21 protein-coding genes, 1 tRNA gene and 1 pseudogene are annotated in these 21,183 nt (G+C 64.3%); 11 read left to right on the top strand and 12 right to left on the bottom strand.

Features of this window, described 5'->3' with window-relative positions; genetic code table 11:
* Positions 1-32: 32 nt before the first annotated feature.
* From pheT to pheS, 3 genes are all read right to left on the bottom strand, one after another.
* On the bottom strand, positions 33-2,441 hold the full coding sequence (gene pheT, locus AC1RQP_RS13840; RefSeq protein WP_492937389.1) for a phenylalanine--tRNA ligase subunit beta: 2,409 nt from the start codon (positions 2,439-2,441) through the stop codon (positions 33-35).
* Positions 2,438-2,980 (bottom strand): endonuclease domain-containing protein, encoded by a 543-nt coding sequence (locus tag AC1RQP_RS13835; RefSeq protein ID WP_492937388.1) that lies wholly within the window; start codon positions 2,978-2,980, stop codon positions 2,438-2,440. Before AC1RQP_RS13835 ends, pheT begins: the two co-directional genes overlap by 4 nt.
* Positions 2,981-3,105: 125 nt before the next feature.
* Positions 3,106-4,188: a phenylalanine--tRNA ligase subunit alpha gene (gene pheS / locus AC1RQP_RS13830; protein ID WP_492937387.1), complete on the bottom strand. Its 1,083-nt coding sequence runs from the start codon at positions 4,186-4,188 to the stop codon at positions 3,106-3,108.
* Between the two features lie 242 nt (positions 4,189-4,430).
* Between pheS and AC1RQP_RS13825 the strand changes: the two genes are divergently transcribed.
* Complete coding sequence (locus AC1RQP_RS13825) at positions 4,431-4,754, top strand: hypothetical protein (protein WP_492937386.1); 324 nt, start codon at positions 4,431-4,433, stop codon at positions 4,752-4,754.
* Between the two features lie 8 nt (positions 4,755-4,762).
* Here AC1RQP_RS13825 and rplT read toward each other — a convergent pair whose 3' ends face one another.
* Together rplT and rpmI are read right to left on the bottom strand one after the other, a co-directional pair.
* Positions 4,763-5,122: a 50S ribosomal protein L20 gene (rplT, locus tag AC1RQP_RS13820; RefSeq protein ID WP_492937385.1), complete on the bottom strand. Its 360-nt coding sequence runs from the start codon at positions 5,120-5,122 to the stop codon at positions 4,763-4,765.
* 79 nt (positions 5,123-5,201) lie between these two features.
* Positions 5,202-5,402 (bottom strand): 50S ribosomal protein L35, encoded by a 201-nt coding sequence (gene rpmI, locus AC1RQP_RS13815; RefSeq protein ID WP_008539890.1) that lies wholly within the window; start codon positions 5,400-5,402, stop codon positions 5,202-5,204.
* Between the two features lie 275 nt (positions 5,403-5,677).
* Between rpmI and AC1RQP_RS13810 the strand changes: the two genes are divergently transcribed.
* Positions 5,678-6,082: a hypothetical protein gene (locus tag AC1RQP_RS13810; RefSeq protein WP_492937383.1), complete on the top strand. Its 405-nt coding sequence runs from the start codon at positions 5,678-5,680 to the stop codon at positions 6,080-6,082.
* A 265-nt stretch (positions 6,083-6,347) separates the two neighbouring features.
* Here the strand turns inward: AC1RQP_RS13810 and infC are convergent, their stop codons facing one another.
* On the bottom strand, positions 6,348-6,887 hold the full coding sequence (gene infC, locus AC1RQP_RS13805) for a translation initiation factor IF-3 (protein ID WP_080659921.1): 540 nt from the start codon (positions 6,885-6,887) through the stop codon (positions 6,348-6,350).
* Between the two features lie 249 nt (positions 6,888-7,136).
* Here infC and AC1RQP_RS13800 point away from each other — a divergent pair, with 249 nt between their 5' ends.
* Together AC1RQP_RS13800 and AC1RQP_RS13795 are read left to right on the top strand one after the other, a co-directional pair.
* Positions 7,137-7,925, top strand: coding sequence for an alpha/beta hydrolase (locus AC1RQP_RS13800; RefSeq protein ID WP_492937382.1), 789 nt, complete (start codon positions 7,137-7,139; stop codon positions 7,923-7,925).
* A 144-nt stretch (positions 7,926-8,069) separates the two neighbouring features.
* The gene (locus tag AC1RQP_RS13795) at positions 8,070-8,537 is read left to right on the top strand and encodes a nuclear transport factor 2 family protein (RefSeq protein WP_492937381.1); all 468 of its coding nucleotides are present in this window, start codon (positions 8,070-8,072) and stop codon (positions 8,535-8,537) included.
* 128 nt (positions 8,538-8,665) lie between these two features.
* Here the strand turns inward: AC1RQP_RS13795 and AC1RQP_RS13790 are convergent, their stop codons facing one another.
* The 3 genes from AC1RQP_RS13790 to AC1RQP_RS13780 form a co-directional block, all read right to left on the bottom strand.
* Positions 8,666-9,463 (bottom strand): acyl-CoA thioesterase domain-containing protein, encoded by a 798-nt coding sequence (locus AC1RQP_RS13790; RefSeq protein WP_492937380.1) that lies wholly within the window; start codon positions 9,461-9,463, stop codon positions 8,666-8,668.
* A 154-nt stretch (positions 9,464-9,617) separates the two neighbouring features.
* Positions 9,618-10,775 carry a tRNA epoxyqueuosine(34) reductase QueG gene (gene queG / locus AC1RQP_RS13785; protein ID WP_492937379.1) on the bottom strand — a complete coding sequence of 386 codons (1,158 nt, stop codon included), beginning with the start codon at positions 10,773-10,775 and terminating at the stop codon, positions 9,618-9,620.
* Positions 10,776-10,872: 97 nt separating this feature from the next.
* On the bottom strand, positions 10,873-11,565 hold the full coding sequence (locus tag AC1RQP_RS13780; protein WP_492937378.1) for a glutathione S-transferase family protein: 693 nt from the start codon (positions 11,563-11,565) through the stop codon (positions 10,873-10,875).
* A 169-nt stretch (positions 11,566-11,734) separates the two neighbouring features.
* Here AC1RQP_RS13780 and AC1RQP_RS13775 point away from each other — a divergent pair, with 169 nt between their 5' ends.
* Positions 11,735-12,541 (top strand): undecaprenyl-diphosphate phosphatase, encoded by an 807-nt coding sequence (locus AC1RQP_RS13775; protein WP_492937377.1) that lies wholly within the window; start codon positions 11,735-11,737, stop codon positions 12,539-12,541.
* Between the two features lie 197 nt (positions 12,542-12,738).
* Here the strand turns inward: AC1RQP_RS13775 and AC1RQP_RS13770 are convergent, their stop codons facing one another.
* Positions 12,739-13,704, bottom strand: a complete 966-nt coding sequence (locus AC1RQP_RS13770) for a complex I NDUFA9 subunit family protein (protein ID WP_492937376.1) — start codon at positions 13,702-13,704, stop codon at positions 12,739-12,741.
* A 154-nt stretch (positions 13,705-13,858) separates the two neighbouring features.
* On the opposite strand from AC1RQP_RS13770, the gene AC1RQP_RS13765 reads away from it, so the two are divergent.
* Positions 13,859-13,945 (top strand) — tRNA-Leu (locus tag AC1RQP_RS13765).
* Between the two features lie 225 nt (positions 13,946-14,170).
* Here AC1RQP_RS13765 and AC1RQP_RS13760 read toward each other — a convergent pair.
* Positions 14,171-14,365, bottom strand: a pseudogene (locus AC1RQP_RS13760) (recombinase family protein); the annotation flags it as partial.
* A 230-nt stretch (positions 14,366-14,595) separates the two neighbouring features.
* Between AC1RQP_RS13760 and AC1RQP_RS13755 the strand changes: the two are divergent.
* Positions 14,596-16,377: a caspase family protein gene (locus AC1RQP_RS13755; RefSeq protein ID WP_492937375.1), complete on the top strand. Its 1,782-nt coding sequence runs from the start codon at positions 14,596-14,598 to the stop codon at positions 16,375-16,377.
* Positions 16,378-16,719: 342 nt separating this feature from the next.
* Positions 16,720-16,881, top strand: coding sequence for a hypothetical protein (locus AC1RQP_RS13750; protein ID WP_239628513.1), 162 nt, complete (start codon positions 16,720-16,722; stop codon positions 16,879-16,881).
* Between the two features lie 35 nt (positions 16,882-16,916).
* Here AC1RQP_RS13750 and AC1RQP_RS13745 read toward each other — a convergent pair whose 3' ends face one another.
* On the bottom strand, positions 16,917-18,188 hold the full coding sequence (locus AC1RQP_RS13745; RefSeq protein ID WP_492937374.1) for an MFS transporter: 1,272 nt from the start codon (positions 18,186-18,188) through the stop codon (positions 16,917-16,919).
* A gap of 578 nt (positions 18,189-18,766) precedes the next feature.
* On the opposite strand from AC1RQP_RS13745, the gene AC1RQP_RS13740 reads away from it, so the two are divergent.
* The 3 genes from AC1RQP_RS13740 (at position 18,767) to AC1RQP_RS13730 (ending at position 21,003) form a co-directional block, all read left to right on the top strand.
* Complete coding sequence (locus AC1RQP_RS13740) at positions 18,767-19,381, top strand: ribonuclease D (protein ID WP_194390615.1); 615 nt, start codon at positions 18,767-18,769, stop codon at positions 19,379-19,381.
* 162 nt (positions 19,382-19,543) lie between these two features.
* Positions 19,544-20,287 carry an LPS export ABC transporter periplasmic protein LptC gene (gene lptC / locus AC1RQP_RS13735; RefSeq protein ID WP_239628509.1) on the top strand — a complete coding sequence of 248 codons (744 nt, stop codon included), beginning with the start codon at positions 19,544-19,546 and terminating at the stop codon, positions 20,285-20,287.
* The gene (locus AC1RQP_RS13730) at positions 20,284-21,003 is read left to right on the top strand and encodes an LptA/OstA family protein (protein WP_239628507.1); all 720 of its coding nucleotides are present in this window, start codon (positions 20,284-20,286) and stop codon (positions 21,001-21,003) included. The genes lptC and AC1RQP_RS13730 overlap by 4 nt, the downstream gene beginning before the upstream one ends.
* The last annotated feature ends 180 nt before the right edge of the window (positions 21,004-21,183 follow it).

Raw genomic sequence — 21,183 nt, 5'->3', positions numbered from 1 at the left:
GTCGTCCGAAAACCGCTTCACACTTCTCGGCATCATGCTCTCAGAGTACCGCCGGTCTTCTTCGTGACTTCGGCCACGATCTTGGCACCGACGGCCTCGATCTCCTGGTCGGTCAGGGTCTTCTCGCGCGGCTGGATCGTCACCGCGATCGCGATCGACTTCTTGCCGTCATCGATGCCCTTGCCCTCGTAGACGTCGAAAACGTTCACGCCGGTGATCAGCTTCTTGTCGACGCCTTGCGCGGCGCGGACGATGTCGCCGGCCTTCACGGCGCGGTCGACGATGAAGGCGAAGTCGCGCGACACCGGCTGGAAGGCGGAGAGCTCGATCAGCGGCTTGGCGCGCGTCGGCTTCTTCTTCGCCTCAGGGATGCGGTCGAGAATGACCTCGAACACCATCAGGGGACCGTCGACGCCGAGCGCCTCGAGCGCGCGCGGATGCATCTCGCCGAAATGGCCGAGCACGTTCTGCGGGCCGATCTGGATCGTGGCGGAACGCCCCGGATGCAGCCAGCCAGGACCACCCGCCACGACCTGAAGCGCCTGCGTCGGCGCACCGGCCGCAGCGAGCACCGCCAGCGCGTCGGCTTTCGCGTCGAACACGTCAGCCTGCGCCGAGCCGGTCCAGTGCCGTCCGAGACCTTCGGAGGAAGCAAAGCCGCGCCGCACGCCGCTTGCCGCCATGAACTGGTCCTGCGGGCGATCGCCCTTGAAAATCTGGCCCACCTCGAACAGCGCGACATCGCCAAAGCCGCGATCAGTGTTGGCCTGCGCGGCCGCGATCAGGCCCGCAAGCAAGGTCGGGCGCATGTCCGACAAATCGGACGCGATCGGGTTGGCCACTTCGAGCTCGCGCTGGCCGCCGCCGAACAATTCCGCCGCGGGCTTGGCAATGAAGGACCATGTCACGGCTTCAACCATGCCGCGGCTCGCGAGCGCGCGCCGCGCCCGTCGGGTGCGCAGCTGGAGCGGGGTCAAAACGGACTTGCGTGCGTCCTCGCCGCGTTCGAACGGCGTCATCGGCACCTTGTCGACGCCGAAGATGCGGACGACCTCCTCGACGATGTCGGCCTTGCCGTGCACGTCCGTGCGCCAGGACGGCACCGCCACCTTCACGACCGGGCCGGGGCCCGCCATCATGAAGCCGAGATGGGTCAGGATGCGCTTCATCTCCGCTTGCGGCACCTCGATGCCCGAGAGTCGCTTGACCTCGGTGATCGGGAACTCGATCAAGCGGTCATCGCCAAAGGCCTTGCCGACCACGACAGTCTCGGACGGCGTGCCCCCGCACATCTCCATCACGAGCTTGGTCGCGAGCTCCAGTCCCGGCACCATGAAGGCCGGGTCGACGCCGCGCTCGAAGCGGTAGCGCGCATCCGAACTGATGCCGAGCTTGCGGCCGGTCTGGGCGATGTTGATCTCGTTCCACAGCGCCGATTCGATCAGCACGTCGGTGGTATCATCGTCGCAGCCCGAGGCCTCGCCGCCCATGATGCCGGCGAGCGATTCGACGCCGTGCTCGTCCGCGATGACGCAAATCGCGGGATCGAGATTGTAGGTGCGGCCGTCGAGCGCCAGCAGGCTCTCGCCGTCGCGGGCGCGGCGCACGACGAGATTGCCCTTGACCTTCTTGGCGTCGAACACGTGCAGCGGCCGCGCGCGATCGAAGGTCATGAAGTTGGTGATGTCGACCAGCGCGTTGATCGGGCGCAGTCCGATCGCGGTCAGCCGCTTCTGCAGCCATTCCGGCGACGGTCCGTTCTTGACGCCGCGCACGAGGCGGAGCGCGAAGCCGGGACACAGCGAGGAATCCTCGACCGTGACCTTCACCGGGCACGGGAATTCGCCCTTGATGGGCTTGATCGTGGGATCCCTGAACTTGCCCATGTCGGCGGCGGCGAGGTCGCGCGCGATGCCGTGCACGCCGGTGCAGTCCTGCCGGTTCGGCGTCAGATTGATCTCGACCACGGGATCGCCGAGCCCGGCCCATTCGGCGTAGGCCGCGCCAACAGGCGCATCCGCCGGCAATTCCATGATGCCGTCATGGTCGTTGGAGATCTGCAATTCGGCCGCCGAGCAGAGCATGCCGCGGCTCTCGACGCCGCGGATGGTGCCGATGCCGAGCGTGATGTCCTTGCCGGGAATGTAGGTGCCGGGCGGCGAGAACACGCTGACGAGGCCCGCACGCGCATTCGGCGCGCCGCACACCACCTGCACCGGCGCACCGCCGTCACCGGTGTCGACCATGCAGACGCGCAAGCGATCCGCATTCGGATGCTGCTCGGCCGAGATCACCTTCGCGATGGTGAACGGCTTCAGCGCCTTCGCCTTGTCCTCGATGTTCTCGACCTCGAGCCCGATCATGGTGAGCTTGTTGGCGAGCTTGTCGAGCGGCTCGTCGGTCTCGAGATGATCCTTCAGCCAGGAGAGGGTGAATTTCATGGCTGCTTCTTCTCCACGGAGACGGTCTGCTCCCTCTCCCGCTTGCGGGGGAGGGCTGGGGTGGGGGTTCTCTCCGCGATGGTGGTCGCGATTGTGTCGAGAACGCCGCCACGATTGGTCATGACATCGAGATTGCTGAAGCGGAGCACCTTGAAGCCCTTCGCTTCGATCGCCGCAGAGCGTCGCGCATCGGCGCGCTCGCCTTCATCGGAGAAATGCTGGCCGCCATCGAGCTCGATCACGAGCTTGGCGGCGTGGCAGATGAAATCGGCGATGTAGCGCTCGATTGGCACCTGGCGGCGGAAGCTCGCGCCGTTCAATCGGCCGGCGCGCAGCTCCGACCACAGGATGCGCTCTGCATCGGTCGAATTGCGCCTGAGTGCGCGCGCATTGGCACGCTGTTTGGCCGGCACTTTCCAGTCCGGATGCTTGGGATCGACCATCGGCAGCCCCGTTGCGGAGAAACCCTCTCCCCAGCCCTCCCCCGCAAGCGGGGGAGGGGGTTCGACCTGTCGCGCCGACAGAGAATACGTTTCCATGAGGCAAGCGCCACGCGTTCGCTCCATCCATTCCCTCCCCCGCTTGCGGGGGAGGGTCAGGGAGAGGGCTGTCTCCCCAACGGGAACGGAGAGAGTCTTCGCGGTCTCAGATTGGAGTGCCGCCCTCACGAACTCAGCCCTCCGGCAAGCGTCGGCACCTCCAGCGGCTTGAAGCCGTAATGGGACAGCCAGCGGACGTCGCTGTCGAACAGCTGGCGCAGGTCGGCGATGCCGTATTTCAGCATGGCGATGCGGTCGATGCCCATGCCCCAGGCGAAGCCCTGGTACTCGTCGGGATCGATGCCGCAGGCGCGCAGCACGTTCGGGTGCACCATGCCGCAGCCGAGAATCTCGAGCCAGTCCTCGCCCTCGCCGAAGCGGATCTCGCCCTTGTCGCGGCGGCACTGGATGTCGACTTCCAGCGACGGCTCGGTGAACGGGAAGAAGGAGGGGCGGAAGCGCATGTTGATGTGGTCGACCTCGAAGAACGCCTTGCAGAACTCGTGCAGGATCCATTTGAGGTGGCCGAGATGCGAGGTCTTGTCGATGACGAGGCCTTCGACCTGGTGGAATTGCGGCGTGTGGGTCGCGTCCGAATCGATGCGGTAGGTGCGGCCCGGGCAGATCACGCGGATCGGCGGCTTCTGGCTCAGCATCGTGCGCACCTGCACCGGCGAGGTATGGGTTCGCAGCAGCATGCGCGAGCCGTCCTCCTTCGGATGGAAGAAGAAGGTGTCGTGCATCTCGCGCGCGGGATGGCCTTCCGGGAAATTCAGCTTGGTGAAGTTGTAGTCGTCGGTCTCGATGTCGGGACCTTCGGCGACCGAGAAACCCATGTCGGCGAAGATCGTGGTCAGCTCGTCCCAGACCTGGCTCAGCGGATGGATGCGGCCGGCCTCGACCGGTGCGTCGCGCAGCGGCAGGGTGACGTCGATCGTCTCGGACACGAGCCGCGCATCGAGCGCCGCGGACTTCAGCACATCGCGCCTTGCTGCGAGCGCCTCGGTGACCTTGTCCTTGGCCTGGTTGATCGCCGCGCCTTGCGTCTTGCGCTCGTCGGGCGACATCTTGCCGAGCGTGGCGAGCAGCGCCGAGATCGAGCCCTTCTTGCCGAGGGCTGCGACGCGCACCGCTTCGAGCGCGGCTTCATCGCCGGCGGCGGCGATCTGGTCGAGGATGGATGTTTCGAGCGTTGCGAGGTCGGACACAGTCAAATCCCTGCTGCCAAATTCGGCTGGGTTGTCGCCGCCGGAAGGGCGTAACGTCAAGCGAAAAGCCGGTGTTTTCGGGCTCCCGCCCGGCCGGGGTGAACCTCGCGAGGGCGCGGGCCACCAAGGAAGGATACGAGGAGACCTTCGCGATGCCTTCGAAATGCTGTTGGGCCGTTCTGGCCGCTGTTCTGTCCATTGTAGGTACCCCGGCGCGCGCCATGGTCTGCATGGAGCAATCCATGACGCTGGACGAGGTCGCGGCCGCCATCAGCAGCCAGAAGAGCTGCGAAAGCGCGATGAAGGTCTTCAGGGATTGCCAGCTGACCGCGAGCGGCGATGTCGAGCTCGGCGCCGCCGTCGAGACGAAGTGCGAGGCGGACTTCAAGCCCGGCCTCAGCGCCGCGCAGGCGCAGGCCTACAAGCGCGAGATGCACGCGTGCGACGTCAAGTACCGGAACAAGTCCGGCACCATGTATCAGTCGTTTACGGCATTCTGCCGGGCGGAGGTCGCCCAGCGCTACTCGCAGCGCGCGTTGAAGGCTGCGGGCCAAAAGGCCCGCTAGCGCTGGCCTCAGGCCGCGAGCGCGGCCTTGGCCTTCTCGGCGATCGCCTGGAACGCGGCGGGCTCGCTGATCGCGAGATCCGACAGCACCTTGCGGTCCACGGTAATCCCGGACTTGGCCATGCCGTCGATAAATCGGCTGTAGGTCAGGCCGTACGGACGGACGGCCGCGTTGATGCGCTGGATCCAGAGCGCGCGGAACGTCCGCTTCTTGCGCTTGCGGTCGCGGAAGGCATATTGCATCGCCTTCTCCACGGCCGGCTTGGCAGCGCGGATGGTGTTCTTGCGGCGGCCATAGAAGCCCTTGGCGGCCTTGTAGACTTTCTTGTGCTTGGCGTGGGCGGTCACACCGCGTTTGACGCGAGACATGACGAATTCCTTCAGAGATGACTTGGTTTTCGGATCGCCGCGGGATGCGCGGCGCGGCTGGCATTGATCGTGGACGCGATCAGGCGTTCGGCAAGAAGTACTTCTTGACGTTGTCGCCGTCGGTCTTGAACAGCACGCGGGTGCCGCGGAGCTGACGGATCTGCTTCTTCGTCCGCTTGATCATGCCGTGACGCTTGCCGCGCTGGGCGTGCATCACTTTGCCGGTGGCAGTCACCTTGAAGCGCTTTTTAGCGCCCGATTTGGTCTTCAGCTTGGGCATTTGGCTCTCCTATGGCCACAACAGAAATCCGCCCGTGAAGGCGGCTGGCCGTCTAAATGCTCGTTAGAGCGTTGATTGTGCTCAGGTTTTTGCGAACGAGCGCGAAACCCGCACGAAACACCGCCACGGCAGCCCTTAATCAGCCGGGCGATGAAGGCTGGGCTTATGACAGAGCGGGAGCCAAATGGCAACGATGAACCGGCCGAACAGGCCCGGAGACTATCCGGTGTTGCCACCCTCATGTCCCCAGCCGTGTCGCCCGGAGCAGGACCAAAATGGCCCATTTTTCCCGATCGCCTTCGTCTTTGACTGGCTTCGTCCGTCCGCGTCATCTGGCGTTGCTTGCCCTGCTCGCGGCCGCCATGCTGCCGTCGACTGCCGATGCCCGCGTCGGCGGCTATGACGGCATCTGGAACGTCACCTTCGCCACCACGAGGGGCAGTTGCAGCTCAGGCTACAGCGTCCCCTTCACCGTGACGGGCAGCCGCGTCTCGTCCGCAGGCGGCGGCCGGGTCTCGGGCAAGGTCAACCGCTCCGGCGCTGTGGCTGTCCACGTCTCGGTCGGCGCCTCTCATGCCAGCGGCGGCGGCCGGCTTGCCGGCATGAACGGTGCCGGCTCGTGGAGAGGTATCATCTCCGGCGACCAGTGCAGCGGCACCTGGCAGGCGACGCGGACCTGATAGGGTAAACCATCGCCACGACGGCGGTGCGCTCCCTCCCCCGCCTGCGGGAGGGTCGGGGAGAGGGCTGCTTCCGCAAGCGAGGATCCTCAAGAGGCGAGAGCCCTCACCCGCCGCGCTTTGCGCGTCGACCTCTCCCGCAGGCGGGAGAGGTGCAGCGAGTTCGTGGCGAGAGATATCTCCAGCAACGCGCACACAACAAAACGGCCCGCCGGAGATCCGGACGGGCCGTTGAAAACTCAGTCCTGAACCAAAGCGCTTCGCGTCAGCGCGGCGCCAGCACCATGACGACCTGGCGACCTTCGAACCGCGCGTCCTGCTCGACCTTGGCGAGCTCGGCGACGTCGGTCTTGATCTTGTCCAGCAGCTTGGTGCCGATCTCCTGGTGCGCCATTTCGCGGCCACGATAGCGCAACGTGATCTTGACCTTGTCGCCCTCTTCGAAGAACCGCTGCATCGCGCGCATCTTCACGTCGTAATCATGGTCGTCGATCATCGGGCGGAGCTTGATCTCCTTGATCTCGACGGTCTTCTGCCGCTTGCGGGCTTCCGCGGCTTTCTTCTGAGCGGAATACTTGTACTTCCCGTAGTCCATGATCTTGCAGACGGGAGGGCTGGCATTCGGCGAAATCTCGACCAGATCCATGCCGGCTTCCTGAGCCATCCGGATAGCGACGACGGTCTCGACCGTGCCTTTGTTGTCACCGGTCTGGTCGATCAGCTGGATCTGCGCATTGCGGATATCATCATTGATGCGCGGCCCGTCTTTGCTGGCAGCGGGCGGAGCTTTATTAGGACGGCGAATGGGTGGTTCTCCAAAGTTGTGAAAGAAGCGGCTATCTTGAAGGAAGATGCGTTTGCCGGCAAGCAAGTCGCTCATGCGGCGCGAAAAACCCTCAAATGCGAGGCATTTTGGTCACGCCTGGGCACGCAGACGACATAGACACCTTGCTTCTGTTCCGCAAGCGTCCCAAAGGGCGGCCAATGCAGCCATCGGGTTGCATCGCGGGACGCGCCCGGACAGCTCAAACCGCACAGCCAGAGTAAATGTTCCATGACCGATATAATTCCTGATGCCATGCTCGACTTCATCGATGTGGGTGAGGGCCCGTCCGCACGCAGGATCGCGGTACGCAGTCGGAGCGGACAGGGGCCTGGACTGGTCTGGCTGGGCGGATTCAAGTCGGACATGCTGGGCAGCAAGGCCTTGGCGCTGGACGCCTTTGCCCGGGATCACAGCCGCGCAATGGTCCGGTTCGACTATTCCGGCCACGGCGAGTCCGGCGGCGAATTCACTGACGGAACCATCGGACGCTGGCTGGAGGAGAGCGTTGCGGTGTTCGAGCGGTTTTGCGACGGCCCGCAAGTCCTGATCGGCTCATCCATGGGCGGCTGGATCGCGCTGCTGCTCGCGCGCGAGATCAAGAAGCGTCCTGGCAAGGCGTCGCTGGCCGGCCTCGTCCTGATCGCGCCCGCGCCCGACTTCACCGAGGAGCTGATGTGGAAGAATTTCTCGCCCGCGGTGAAGAAGGAGATCGAAACCAAGGGTGTCTGGATGCGGCCGTCGGATTACGGCGACGGCTCACCCTATCCGATCACGCGGAACCTGATCGAGGAGGGCCGCAACCACCTCGTGCTCGGCAGCGCCATCGATCTCGGCTGCCCCGTCCGCATTCTGCAAGGCGCGAAAGATCCCGACGTGCCATGGCAGCACGCGTTCGCGCTGACCCACCGCCTGCCGGCCGACGACGTCGTGCTGACCATGATCCAGGACGGCGATCACCGCCTCTCCCGCCCGCAGGACATCGCGCGCCTTCTTGCCGCGGTCGCCGAGATCGGGTGAAACTGTTGCCCAGCATTCGATGTCATCGTCCGCGAAGGCGAACGATCCAGTATTCCAGAGGCCGTCGCGGTTGAACCGAGGCGCCGCGGCGTACTGGACGCCCCGCCTTCGCGGGGCACGACAGCAATGGGAAGGGAGGCAACAATGACCACCACCGCCATGCTGCGCGCCTTCTGCGACGCGGTCGAGCAGCGCAACGGCCGCGCCTTTGCCGAACTGTTCACCGAGGACGGCGTCTATCACGACGTGTTCTACGGCGCCTTCGAAGGTCGCGAAAAGATCGCGGCGATGATCGACGACTGGTTCTATCGCACGGCGACCGATTTCCGCTGGGACATGCACGATCCCGTCACCGATGGCACCACGCTCTATGCGCGCTACACCTTCAGCTATCGCTCGACTCTACCGGAAGCCAAAGGCGCGCGAGCGATGTTCGAGGGCGTGGCGATCATGACGCTGCGTGACGGCAGGATCGCGAGCTATCACGAGGTCGCCAACACCGCGCCGGCGTTCGTCGATCTGAAGTTCGCGCCGGAGCGCATCGCGAAGATCGTCGCCAGGCAGGGCGCCGAGCTGAAGGCGCGCCCGGAGATGCAGCGGCATATCACCTGATCGTCATTCCGGGGCGCGCGAAGCGCGAACCCGGAATCCATTTCGCCTTTTGGCCTGCGGTCCGATGGATTCCGGGTCTGCGCCTGACGGCGCATCCCGGAATGACGACCGGAGAGAGGCGCGCGCTCCTACCGCTTCGACGGATTCGCCATCGGCTTGCGCTGCGCCAGCGCGGCGACCGTGGCGGTGCCGATCGGGCCCTGCTCGTCATAGAGCCAGCATTCGCCGATCGCGACGCCGTCAGTGGCGTGGTGGTTCACGACTTCGAAGCCGATCCACTCGGTGACCGGCAGGCGGTGCAGATAGATCGTGACGTCGCTGTTGATGTAGCCGAGCCCCTTGTCGCCGGCATTGGCAAACGGGCTGGCGAAATCGGCGCCGGTTGCGACATGCACGAACGGCGTCATCGGCACGCCCGCAACGAGCTCGCGCACCTCGCTCATCCAGAGCCGGCGCGGCCCGAGCGAGCCCATCTGGCCGACGATCGGCCGCGTCGTCCATTTGCCGTTCATGCCGAGCCTGGGATCCGCGGGCTTGGGGATGTCGGCCGGCTTCGGCACATCCCAGTTCGGCGGCGACCAGACATTGCCATCAGGATTTTGCGTCTTCCGCAGCAGCTGGCACGAGGCGCGCGCCATGCTGACGCCGCCGGAGAAGAACTCCGCTTCCACCACGCGGATGCGCATTCCATCGCGCACCAGGCGCGTCGTCACTTCAATCGGCTTGTCGATGGTCGGCAGCCGAAACATGTCGACGGTGAGCCGCGCCGGCACGAACTCGGGCCCGGAATGGCGTTCCTCGATGGCGAAGCCGAACAGGCCGACGATGACGCGCCCGTGCAGCGAGTTCGGATCCCAGGGGCCATTGGCAACTTCCGTCGGGTGGAATGTCTCGCCGTCGCGGGTGAAGAAAGGCATGTTTGTCATGCCCGCGAGATTGAAGAAACGCGCGGGGAAATCAAGACGTTCAATCCTCATGGTGAGGAGGCGCGAAGCGCCGTCTCGAACCATGCAGGCCGCGCTGCGGCAGCTCGGCCTCTATCCTTCGAGACGCCGCTCGCGCGGCTCCTCAGGATGAGGGTCAGAGAGCGGCTTTCCACTCTTCGCGAATGCTCTCGTCGGGCTCGCGATCGAGAGCATGCAGCCTCATCGCCTCAAACTCTTCCCGAACCACCAGCTGCCCCAATGCCCACACCGCAGCGCCACGCACCAGCGGGCTCTCATCTTCCAGCAACCGCCGCGCCTCCTCCGCCAGGGCCGCCTCGCCAGAGTTGCCGATCGCAATCAGCACGTTCCGCAAGAAGCGGTCGCGGCCGATGCGCTTGACCGGCGACTTCGTGAACAGCGCGCGGAACGCCGCGTCGTCGAGCCGTGCCAATTCGGCAAGCCGAGGTGCACGCAGTTCGTCGCGCGCCGCGAGCCTGGATTCGCGGCCCGCCTGCGCGAACTTGTTCCAGGGGCAGGCTGCAAGGCAATCGTCGCAACCATAGATGCGATTGCCGATGGCTTTGCGAAATTCGCGCGGGATCGGTCCCTTGTTCTCGATGGTGAGGTACGAGATGCAGCGCCGCGCATCGAGCTTGTAGGGCGCGGGGAACGCTGCGGTCGGGCAGATGTCGAGACAGGCCCGGCACGAGCCGCAATGATCGATCTCGGCGGCATCGCGCGGCAGCTCCAGCGTGGTGTAGATCGCGCCGAGAAAAAGCCACGAGCCGAACTCGCGCGAGACGAGGTTGGTGTGCTTGCCCTGCCAGCCCAGTTGCGCCGCCTGCGCCAGCGGCTTCTCCATCACGGCCGCGGTGTCGACGAAGACTTTCACGTCCGACGGCGCGGTCGCGACCAGCCAGCGCGCCAGCGCCTTCAGACGCTTCTTGATGAGATCGTGATAGTCGTCGCCCTGCGCATAGACCGAGATCGCCGCGCGCGCGGGCTGCTCGAGGATCGCCAGCGGATCGGAGTCGGGACCGTAATTGACGCCGAGCATGATCACGCTGCGCACGTCGGGCCACAGCCCGCGCGGATCGACGCGGCGCTCAGGGCTTGCGGCGAGCCAGTCCATGTCGCCATGGCTGCCCGATGCGATGAATTCGAGGAAGTGTTTGCCGGCACTCTCGATCGTGCCCGGCGCGGTGATGCCGATGCAGTCGAAGCCAAGCGCGCGCGCCTGCTCCTCGAGTGCGGAACGCAGCCCATCCATGTCGGGGGTAGATTTGATCGCCGTCGGATCCACGCTCGTCATGGCCGGGCCTGTCCCGGCCATCCACGTCTTTGCGTCGCGCTCATGATAAGAGAAGGAACGTGGATGCCCGGGACGAGCCCGGGCATGACGATCCTCATCAGAAATCCAGGTCCACGTAGGTCCGCGACGCCGGCACGCCGGCCAGCCATTCGCTGAGCAGCGGACGGAACGACGGGCGGGATTTCACCCGCGCGTACCACGCCTTTGCTGCGTCGTCCTCGCTCCATGGCACGTCGCCCAGATAGTCGATCGCCGAGAGATGCGCCGCGGCGGCGAGATCCGCGTAGGTGAGCCGGTCGCCGGCGAGGAAATTGCGCGTCTGCGCCAGCCAGCCGATATAGGCCAGATGATAGCGCACATTGGCCTTCGCCGCGCGCATCACGTCGGCCGAAGGCGGGCCGCCGCCGTTCTCCTCGCTCATGAAGCGCTTGTAGATGCGCTCGGTGACGAGCGGGTGCGAGACTTCCTCGAAGAATTTTTCGTTGAACCAGGACATCAGCCGGCGCACCTCGACGCGTTCGCCGATCGTCTGCGGCATCAGGCGTTTCGGGCCCATCTCGGCACCATAGGCCTCGTCGACATATTCGGCGATGATGGCCGCGCCGGGAATGGGCGGCTGTTCCTCGTCCACCAACACCGGCGTGGTGCCGGCCGCATTGAGAAGCAGAAACGCCTCGCGCCGCTCCCAGCTGCGCTCTTCGATCAGCTTCAGATCGAGCCCGTATTCGCCCGCGATCAGGCGGATGAAGCGCGAATGCGGGCAGAAGGGATGATGAAACAGCGTAAACATGAAGCCTTTGACTATTTGATGGTGCTTAAGAATCCATCAATGTTTGTGCGGCGCCACACTAGTCCCTCAAAACCGCGAGGCAAGGTCGTGATCTCGCATTTTGCGATTGCGGCATGGGAACGAATAGGCGAGAAGAGCCCCGCTTTTCCAGCCGAAATGGACCGTAAATATGTCAGACGTAATACGGGCAGTGATCCTCGGCATCATCGAGGGTGTGACCGAGTTCCTTCCCGTATCCTCGACCGGTCACCTCCTGCTCGCGGAGCGCTTCTTCCATCTCGGCGAAGGCGCCTTCTGGGATTCGTTTACCGTTCTGATCCAGCTGGGCGCGATCCTCGCGATCGTCGGGCTGTATTTCAGGAAGCTGTGGGACGTTGTGATCGGCCTGTTCACGGGCGATGCTGATGCGCGGCGCTTCGTGATCGGCGTGCTGGTGGCGTTCCTGCCGGCCGTGATCGTCGGCCTCGTCGCCGGCAAGTACATCAAGAGCCTGCTGTTCAATCCCTGGGTCATCTGCTTCACGCTGATCGTCGGTGGCGCCATCCTGCTCTGGGTCGACAAGCTCGATCTCAAGCCGCGCGAGCATGACGCCACCAGATTTCCGTTGCTGATGTATCTCTATATCGGCATCGCACAGTGCGTGGCGATGATCCCCGGCGTGTCGCGCTCCGGCGCCAGCATCGTCGCGGCGATGCTGCTCGGAGCCGATAAGCGCGCGGCGGCGGAGTTCTCGTTCTTCCTCGCCATCCCCACCATGATCGGTGCGTTCGCCTACGACTTCTACAAGAGCCGCGCCGAGATGACGATGGACCACATGGGCATCGTTGCGATCGGTTTCGTGGTGTCGTTCATCACCGCCATCATCGTGGTGAAGACGTTCCTGACCTACGTCACCCGTCACGGCTTCGTGGTGTTCGCCTGGTGGCGCGTCATCGTCGGCACGCTCGGCCTGATCGCGCTGGCGCTCGGGCAGTAGGAACTCCGTTGGTGCGCTCCCTCGCCCGCTTGCGGGAGAGGGCTGGGGAGAGGGTGTCTCCGCAGAGAGACCTCCAGTGAGGCGAAAGTCCTCACCGTCGCGACATCATTGCCGAAGCGATGCGCCGGCGTTCTCGAGGACGGCTGCCAGAGGCGGCCTACGCCGTCCCGCAAGCAAGCGGGAGAAGCAAACCAGCCTCACACGCTCATGCGCTGGAACTGACCGGCGGCGCGGAAGCGCCAGAGATATTGCGGGGCGATCGCTTCCAGCGAATCGGGGGTGATGCCGAGGCCTTCCAGCGTCAGGCCGGCCGCCTTCGCCGCCTCCGAGACGACGTTGTCGCGCTCGAGCAGCGTGACCTGGTCCGGCGTCAGCTTGAACGCGCCCGGCGCGAATTGCAGGAAGGCGGCCTGGAAGCGGGCGAGGCCGAACGGCAGCGGGATCAGCATCCGCTTGCGGTCGGTGATCTCCAGGATGGTCTCGATGATCTCGCGCATGGTCAGCACTTCCGGCCCGCCGAGTTCGTAGGTGGCGCCCGCCTTGGCCTTGCCGTCGACGGCATCCGCGATCGCGGTGGCGACGTCGCCGACATAGACCGGCTGCATCTTGGTATCGCCGCCGATCAGCGGCAGCACCGGCGACATCCGGGCCAGCGCGGCAAAGCGGTTGGTGAACTGGTCCTCGGGACCGAACATCACGGAGGGGCGGAAGATCGTGGCGGAGGGAACCGCGGCGAGGACCGCGGCTTCGCCCGCCGCCTTGGCCCTGGCATAGCGCGAGGGCGATTCCGCGTCGGCGCCGATCGCCGAGACATGCACCAGGCTGGCATCGGCCGCGGCCGCGGCCTTGGCGACGGTTTCGGCGCCCCTGGCCTGGACGGCGTCAAAGGTCTGCGCGCCGCCCTCGGTGAGGACGCCGACGAGGTTGATCGCGACATGCGAATCACGCAGCGCCGCCTCGACCGAGGCCGGATAGCGCAGATTCGCCTGCACGGTGTGGACCTGTCCGACCCTGCCGGAGGGCTGCAGGTATCCGGCGAGTTCCGGCCGCCGCACCGCGACCCGGACCCGGTAATCGCGCTTGCACAGGGCCCGGACGACATTCCGGCCCAAAAACCCCGATCCGCCGAAAACCGTGACGAGCGTGTCCAGATTCGATGCCATGGGGGTGTCCGTTCCTGCGGAAAAGAGTGCGTCTTGTCAGGCTTTTATCGGGCCGGTTTGCGATGCGCAATCGGCATCCCGAACCGGGCCTCACGCATGAATTGACAACGGCGTCACCGAACCGTAGTAACCGCCTCCGTGCCCCAAACGGCATGCCCAGGTGGTGGAATTGGTAGACGCGCTGGCTTCAGGTGCCAGTGGCTTAACGGCCGTGAAGGTTCGAGTCCTTTCCTGGGCACCATCGCTCGGCGATGTTGTTGATTTCGCTGAAGTCCCTGTTATTCAAGGGTGATCGACCGTCTCAACTGGTACACAGAGACGGGACACATGCTTCTGCGAATGGCTTCTCCTATCCGCCGCGACGGCTCCTCCGTTCACTACCTCCGAAAGCGCGTTCCCGCTGACCTGACCGACAAGGCGGTGGGCGTGGTGCTGCGTGTGCCCGTGGGGATGAGACTGCGGAAGTGAACTCCCTGATGGTGTCGCAAACGTCGCCGTAGTTGCGTCCGAGGCGGTCGATCCAGCGAACGACGAGAACGTCCCCGCTGCGGAGAATGTCGAAGAGGCGCTTGCCCTCAGGGCGTTCTGCGAGGCGAGTGCTGATCCCCGAGACGCCATGATCCGCGACGACGCGGTCGATCTTGAAGTCTGCCGCCTCCGCTCTGATCAGTGTCTCCCTAATGGCGTCCTCGGCCTTTCACGGATTGAACGGCTAGAACCTCCCGAGTAGCCACGCCGGGAATGCCAGCCCGGCACTCGTTGCGGCCCGGTAGGCGATGCCTTCTATCCGAATGGGGACAATCAGAGAGCTAAGGTGACTGGCGTCACAGAGCCGGAACTTGCCTTGCGACAGTCTTTGGATACGCTGTACGGGTGTTATTCGGGGCGACGATGGGCACGTTTCGTTGGTTTTCATTGTTCTTTTTTATCTGGCTGACGTGCGGTTCGGCCCATGCCGAACGCCGTGTCGCGTTGGTGATGGGCAATTCCGCCTACAAGAGTGTGCCCCGGCTCGCCAACCCCGCCAATGATGCCGCCTTGGTCGGAGGCATGTTCAAGAAGGCCGGGTTCGATCTGATTGACGTCCGGACCGATCTCAATGGCGTGGAGATGCGTAAGGCCCTGCGTGAGTTTGGCAGCCGCGTACGTGATGCGGAGGTCGCAGTCATCTACTACGCCGGTCATGGCATTGAGCTGGACGGGACCAACTACCTGATCCCGACTGATGCGGCGCTTGAGACCGACAGCGACGTGCTCGATGAAACCGTGGCGCTGGACCGCGCTCTGTTCGCCGTGGAGCCTGCGAAGCAGCTTCGCCTCGTCATCCTCGATGCCTGCCGCGACAACCCGTTCGCCAAGACCATGAAGCGCACCGTGGCCTCCCGCGCTATCGGGCGCGGTCTGGCCAAGATTGAGCCGACAAGCCCCAACACCATGATCGCCTTTGCCGCCAAGGCGGGATCAACGGCCTCGGATGGCGATGCCAAGAATAGCCCATTCGCCGCAGCTCTTGTTGAGCGGCTGCCGACGCCCGGTCTCGATTTGCGCAAGGCGTTTGGCTTCGTCCGCGATGATGTCTTGAAGAACACCAGCTACAGGCAGGAACCCTATGTCTACGGTTCGCTCGGCGGCGATGACGTGCCGCTTGTGGCAGCGAAGCCGACAGCAACCGGCCCTCAGGCAAGCCCGGAAGACGCTATTCGCCGGAACTATGAGCTTGCCCTGCAGCTCGGCACTCGGGATGGCTGGACTGTTTTCCTCGTTCAGTATCCTGAGGGCTTCTACGCAGGCCTCGCAAAGGGTCAACTCAACAAGATCGCGGCGGAGGAAGCTCGCGCAGTGGCCGCAGAGAAGGCACGGCAGGCTGAAGAAGACAAGGCGCGGCTTGCCGCTGACCGTGCAAAGAAGGCCGAACACGACAAGGCGGCCGCTACGGCCAAGGCCGCCGAGAATGCACGGCTCGCCGCTGAGAAAACCAAGGAACTCGAAGAAGCGAAGGCGGCAGCAGCAGAGCAACGGCGGAAGGAGATAGAGGCGGCTGTCGCAAAGGCTCTGACCGACAAGCAGGCTGCGGAGAAGAAGGGCATCCCCGAAGCCGATCCGAGGATTGCTGCCCTGCCATCACCGACACCTTCCCCCGCCCCGGCGCAGTCGCCGCAACAACTCGCCTCGTCGGTGCAATCCGAACTTCGCCGGGTCGGCTGTCTTGCCAATGCGGAGAACGGTGAGTGGAGCGCCAAGTCACAGCGCTCCCTGACGTTGTTCAACAAGTATGCGGGAACGAAGCTCGACACGACGCTTGCGAGCTTCGATGCGCTCGATGCGATCAAGGCCAAGCCAGGGCGGGTCTGCCCGTTGGTCTGCGATCACGGTTTCAAGGCCGATGGCGATGCCTGCGTGAAGATCGCATGTCGGGCTGGTTATCGCGTCAACGACGATAATGAATGCGAGAAGGCCCAGGACAAGAAGCCGGTCGCCACGCGTGAGGATGTGACGAAGCGGGACGCGGAGCGTAAGAAGATCGAGGCTACGCCCGCGAAGCCACAGTCGAGCGGACAGATTGTTTGCAATAGCGCCGGCTGCCGGCCAGTGTCCAAAGGTTGTCGATTGGAATTTCGTAGGGGCGGTAATGCGAACACCCACACCGGCGAAAGTGTTGAAGTTTGTAACTAAGTTATGGCCGGCCCGCCCGCTTGTGAATACGAACGGTGACCTGGGGTCCTGCTCCCGCTGTAACGACGTATAGTTTCAGACAAGACCGAGCCATGTAGGTCGCGACTATAGATTGTGTCTGTAACTGTTGCCTGCGGTACACTCGACTGGTACACAGCAGTCACCTATCGGTCGAGGATCGCAAACAGATCCAGATAGATAAGCCCTTTCAGAGTGCTGCGTTGGCATTGGGCCATGAGCCGAGAAAGTGCAATGCGCTGTGTCTTGGGATCGTGCGTCTTCTTGTGCTTCTTGATCGGTCTGTGTGCTTCTGCGAACGCCGCCGCAAGAGGGCATCACAAGTTGCGACATGTCATCGTTCGGCCGGGCCAGGCCACGGCTCCAGTCTATGTCACTCCGAATGGCGTGCGCATCTATCGCGACGACTCCGTTCCCGGCGGTCTGCGGACCGACCACGATGATCCTCCCGCTTATGACGATCCATCCAAGTTCGGCGGCGGCTGATCTGGGAGCCGGGCTGCTGCTGCGGCAAGGTGCCCTCACACCACCTGCTTCCCCGCCCGCTCCGCCACCGCCTTCTGCACGAAATACATCATCACCAGCGTGATGATCGTCGTCGCGACGACGACGTAGCCGATCCGGTCGAAATGGATCAGCGAGCCGTCGGGCGCTTGCGCGATGATCGCGCCGGCGAGCACCGAGCCGAGCCCGCCGGAGAGCTGCTGGAGCGAGGCGCTGACCGCGCTGAAGGAGCCGCGCTGGCTCGCGTCGGGGATCGCCGACATCAGCGCCTGCGACGGGATCATCCGCGAGAAGATGCCGACGAACATCAGGACGTTGACGAGGATCGCGGTCGCCAGCGAGACGTGGCCGAGATGTGTGTAGATTAGCACCATGACCACGGTCATCGCGCAGCCGAACACGAAGGTCGGATATTTGCCGAACGCATCGCTGGCACGTCCGACCAGCGGTCCCGTGACGATGCTGAACAGGCCGGAGACGAGATAGATCGTCGGCAGATGCGTGATGTCGATGCCGAGATTGTGCACAGTGTAGGCGCTGGAGAACGGCATCAGCATGTAACCGCCCGTTGCCAGCAGCGTCGTGACGGCGAAGGCGAGCGTATAGCGCGGCTGACCGATCGTCGCGATCAGATGGTGGAACGGGTTCTTGTCCTGCTTCAGCTTCAAATGCGCATCGACCGGCTCCATGACCAGGGCGATGATGGCGATCGCTGCGATCGACACCACGACGATCGCAACGAAGCAGACATGCCAATTCCAGTGATTGGCGAGAAACAGTCCGGCCGGAATGCCGAGCACCTGGCTCGCGGCGAACGCCGTCTGGAGGAAGCCCATGACGCGGCCGCGCAGGTGCAGCGGAAACAAATCGGTGACGATGGCGAGCACGACCGCGCCGATCACGCCGCCGAACAATCCGGTCACGATCCGGCCGAGCAGCAGCACATGGTAGGTCTGCGCGGCCGCGCAGAGCGCAGTGCCGAGCGTGAAGCCGACATAGAAGAACAGCAGCAGGCGTTTGCGATCGAACCGATCGGCGAAGCCGGCGGCGAGGATTCCCGAAATGCCCGCACTGAATGCGTAGGCCGACACCGCGACGCCGAATTGCCCGGCCGTGATGCCGAGCGAGGGCATTAGGATGGCGCCGAGCGGCGACATGATGATGAAGTCGAGAATGATCGTGAACTGCGTGAACGCCAGCAGCGCGATGAGGAGCGCCTGGTAGCGCGAGAAGCCGCGCTGGCGTTTCCCGTGGTCGTCGATCGGCGCGGCGAGCGTCTGTTCGGTCATTGGCACTTCATTCGTGGTGAGCGGGCGAGGGCGGAGAGGCCGGCAACAGATAGGGTGCGCCGGGGCGAATTGCAGCGGGCCGGCCTGAAAACCTGCTCTGCCGGAAAGAGCAGCGGCCCATCATTTCGTGCGCCGTGGAGGGTGTGAGTCACCTTGATTGTGCCGCGGCTGATCAAGCGCTTCAGCGCCCAGCATGTGCGAGAGTGCAGGACCAGCCGATCCCTCCAATCCCGGCTAAGGCCTGATGGGATGAAGCTTGATTGCTGCAACGACGGAGGTGCACTCCCTCGCCCGCTTGCGGGAGAGGGCTGGGGAGAGGGTGTATCCCAAATGGGACAATCCCCAAGAGGAGAAAGCCCTCTCCCGCACGCGGGAGAGGTGAACGGCCCGCGGCGATCGATTCAACCTGAAGCCATTCCGCTTTAGGGGATCGCCGACCTGCACGCCATCGCCGCGATCTGACCGGGCCATCAGGTCATGGCGCCGCTTGCGTGACCTCTCGCCAGTGGCTACATCGCGGTCCATCCGTTTAGCCTATGATATCGACGCACCGATTCGACCCGAGGTTTTGACACGCCATGACCGTACGTCTGCACCGCGGCGACTTGCCCGATCTGTCCCGCTACACCGGAGCGGTGGCGATCGACACCGAGACCATGGGGCTGAACCCGCACCGCGACAGGCTCTGCGTGGTGCAGCTTTCGCCGGGCGACGGCAGCGCCGACGTGGTGCAGATCCCCCGGGGGCACACCGATGCGCCGAACCTGAAGGCGCTCCTGGCCAATCCGGCCGTCACGAAGATCTTCCACTTCGCGCGGTTCGACATCGCGGTGCTGTACCAGACCTTCGGCGTCATGACCGGGCCGATCTACTGCACCAAGATCGCCTCCCGCCTGACCCGCACCTATACCGACCGCCACGGCCTCAAGGACCTCGTGCGCGAGGTGCTCAATATCGACCTCTCCAAGCAGCAGCAATCCAGCGACTGGGGTTCCGACAGCCTGACCGAGCCGCAGCTCGCCTACGCCGCCTCCGACGTGCTGCATCTGCATGCCTTGCGCGAACGGCTCGATGCCATGCTGGTCCGGGAAGGCCGCAGCCAGCTGGCACAGGCCTGTTTCGACTTCCTGCCGACCCGCGCCTTGCTCGACCTCCAGGGCTGGGCGGAAGAGGACATTTTCGCGCATTCCTGAGGCCCCCTGCGGCGGTTACCCTGAGGTTGCCGCCCCGTTTCGGACACTTTCGTAACGGCCTGTCGCCGGCTGCATATTTGGGCGGCGCCGGATACAATGGGGACGCCCGTCGACCGGACGAGGCGAGCGATATTTCAGGAGCCCAGGACTTCAGGAGCCCAGGTGAATTCGGCCCAGAATCCCACCTACGACGCCGCGCTTGCGGCGAAGTTCGCCAGCGCGGCGCGCCACAGCCGCCTGGTGCGGATTCTGCGCATCGCGGTTCCGGGTGCGGTGCTGTTGTCCATGGCCGCCATCGTCGGCGTCTCGATCTTCAATCCGTTCCGCATGCTGATGCCGAAGCTGCCGCTCGATTCCGGAAACATGGTGGTGTCGGGCACCAAGATCACGATGGAATCGCCGCACCTCGCCGGCTTCACCCCGGACCAGCGGCCCTATGAGCTCTGGGCCAAGACCGCGACGCAGGACATCACCGACCCCGATCATGTCGATCTGTCGGACCTGCGCGCGAAGGTGCTGATGGAGGATCGATCGACGCTTTTCCTCGATGCCCGCACCGGCCGCTTCGACAACAAGCAGCAGCAGCTCGAGCTGCACAAGGACATCTTCCTGCGCACCTCGACCGGCTACGAGGCGCGGCTGAACTCGGCCTTCGTCGACATGGGCAAGGGCACGGTCTCCTCGGACGAGCGCGTCGACGTCACGCTGACCAATGGCACGCTGACGGCGGATCGCTTGCGAATTACCGAAGGTGGTGACGTCATCCGCTTCGAGGGCAATGTGGTGATGCACCTGGACAAGCTGGACGAGCAGCCCGCGCAGCCCGCCGCCCAGCCAGCGCCGCCCGAGCCGGCGCCGCCTGCGAAGACGCGTACGCCTCAGAACAAGTCTGCCAATTCAAGATGATTTTCATGATGAACTGTTTTCCGCGCGACGCTGTCGCCAGCAAGGCCGCGCTCGCCGTCGGTCTCGCACTGCTCGTCACGGGTGCGGCCTTTGCACAGAGCACGATGCAAGGCGTGCCCAACGCGATGCAGGGCTTTTCGCAGAACCGCGATCAGCCGATCCAGATCGAGGCCGCCTCCTTGGAGATGCGCGACAAGAAGAAGGAGGCGACCTTCGCCGGCAATGTGAAGGTCGTGCAGGGCGACACCACCATGACCTCGAAGACGCTGGTTGTGTTTTATGACTCGGGCGATAAGCCGGCCGCGCCGCAGCCTGCGCCGAAGGGCACGAAATCGGCGCCGATGCAGTCGGCGACGCCGGGTCCGGGCGGCAGCTCCTCGATCAAGCGGCTGGAGGCGCGCGGCAATGTCGTGGTCACCCAGAAGGACCAGGTGGTAACCGGCGAGACCGCCGTGTTCGACACCCGGACCAACCTCATCACCATGCTCGGCGGCTCGGGCGGCCAGGTGGTTCTGACCCAGTGCAAGAACGTGCTGCGCGGCGACCGCCTGATGGTCGACATGACGACCGGCGTGTCACGCGTCGAATCCGACAACGGCCGCGTGCAGGCGCTGCTGCCGCAGGGCGGCAGCAATGATTGCGGCCAAGGGGGACAAGGAGCCAAGCCCGGCGCGGCGCCGCCCCTGCAATTGCCCGGCGCAAGTAAACAAAAGTGAATTCAATCACTTGTCTCGAATCCTCGCGATCCGAGGTTGAAGCTTGCCCGGCGAGGCTGTATCTAGCGCGCAGGGCTTTCGAAGCGGGATCCGCCGCTTTTCGGGCGTGTTTCACTGGGCATGAGACATCCCTTCACTCATGCTGCCTCGGCGAACTGAAAGGCCGGTGCGGCAGATCAC

It is taken from the genome of Bradyrhizobium sp. GW821-FHT13H06, from assembly GCF_058803975.1.
Note: the sequence above shows the minus strand (reverse complement) of the source record. Positions and strands in the feature narration are given on the sequence as shown.

Excerpts from the sequence above, each read along its gene's own strand:
- rpmI (WP_008539890.1), bottom strand. The coding sequence starts at position 5,402 with ATGCCCAAGCTGAAGACCAAATCGGGCGCTAAAAAGCGCTTCAAGGTG.
- AC1RQP_RS13795 (WP_492937381.1), top strand. The coding sequence starts at position 8,070 with ATGACCACCACCGCCATGCTGCGCGCCTTCTGCGACGCGGTCGAGCAG.
- AC1RQP_RS13825 (WP_492937386.1), top strand. The coding sequence starts at position 4,431 with ATGACGCTGGACGAGGTCGCGGCCGCCATCAGCAGCCAGAAGAGCTGC.
- AC1RQP_RS13810 (WP_492937383.1), top strand. The coding sequence starts at position 5,678 with ATGGCCCATTTTTCCCGATCGCCTTCGTCTTTGACTGGCTTCGTCCGT.
- AC1RQP_RS13790 (WP_492937380.1), bottom strand. The coding sequence starts at position 9,463 with ATGACAAACATGCCTTTCTTCACCCGCGACGGCGAGACATTCCACCCG.
- AC1RQP_RS13745 (WP_492937374.1), bottom strand. The coding sequence starts at position 18,188 with ATGACCGAACAGACGCTCGCCGCGCCGATCGACGACCACGGGAAACGC.
- AC1RQP_RS13835 (WP_492937388.1), bottom strand. The coding sequence starts at position 2,980 with ATGGAAACGTATTCTCTGTCGGCGCGACAGGTCGAACCCCCTCCCCCG.
- AC1RQP_RS13775 (WP_492937377.1), top strand. The coding sequence starts at position 11,735 with ATGTCAGACGTAATACGGGCAGTGATCCTCGGCATCATCGAGGGTGTG.
- pheT (WP_492937389.1), bottom strand. The coding sequence starts at position 2,441 with ATGAAATTCACCCTCTCCTGGCTGAAGGATCATCTCGAGACCGACGAG.
- AC1RQP_RS13755 (WP_492937375.1), top strand. The coding sequence starts at position 14,596 with ATGGGCACGTTTCGTTGGTTTTCATTGTTCTTTTTTATCTGGCTGACG.
- AC1RQP_RS13780 (WP_492937378.1), bottom strand. The coding sequence starts at position 11,565 with ATGTTTACGCTGTTTCATCATCCCTTCTGCCCGCATTCGCGCTTCATC.
- queG (WP_492937379.1), bottom strand. The coding sequence starts at position 10,775 with ATGACGAGCGTGGATCCGACGGCGATCAAATCTACCCCCGACATGGAT.
- AC1RQP_RS13730 (WP_239628507.1), top strand. The coding sequence starts at position 20,284 with ATGATTTTCATGATGAACTGTTTTCCGCGCGACGCTGTCGCCAGCAAG.
- rplT (WP_492937385.1), bottom strand. The coding sequence starts at position 5,122 with ATGTCTCGCGTCAAACGCGGTGTGACCGCCCACGCCAAGCACAAGAAA.
- AC1RQP_RS13800 (WP_492937382.1), top strand. The coding sequence starts at position 7,137 with ATGACCGATATAATTCCTGATGCCATGCTCGACTTCATCGATGTGGGT.
- AC1RQP_RS13740 (WP_194390615.1), top strand. The coding sequence starts at position 18,767 with ATGACCGTACGTCTGCACCGCGGCGACTTGCCCGATCTGTCCCGCTAC.
- AC1RQP_RS13770 (WP_492937376.1), bottom strand. The coding sequence starts at position 13,704 with ATGGCATCGAATCTGGACACGCTCGTCACGGTTTTCGGCGGATCGGGG.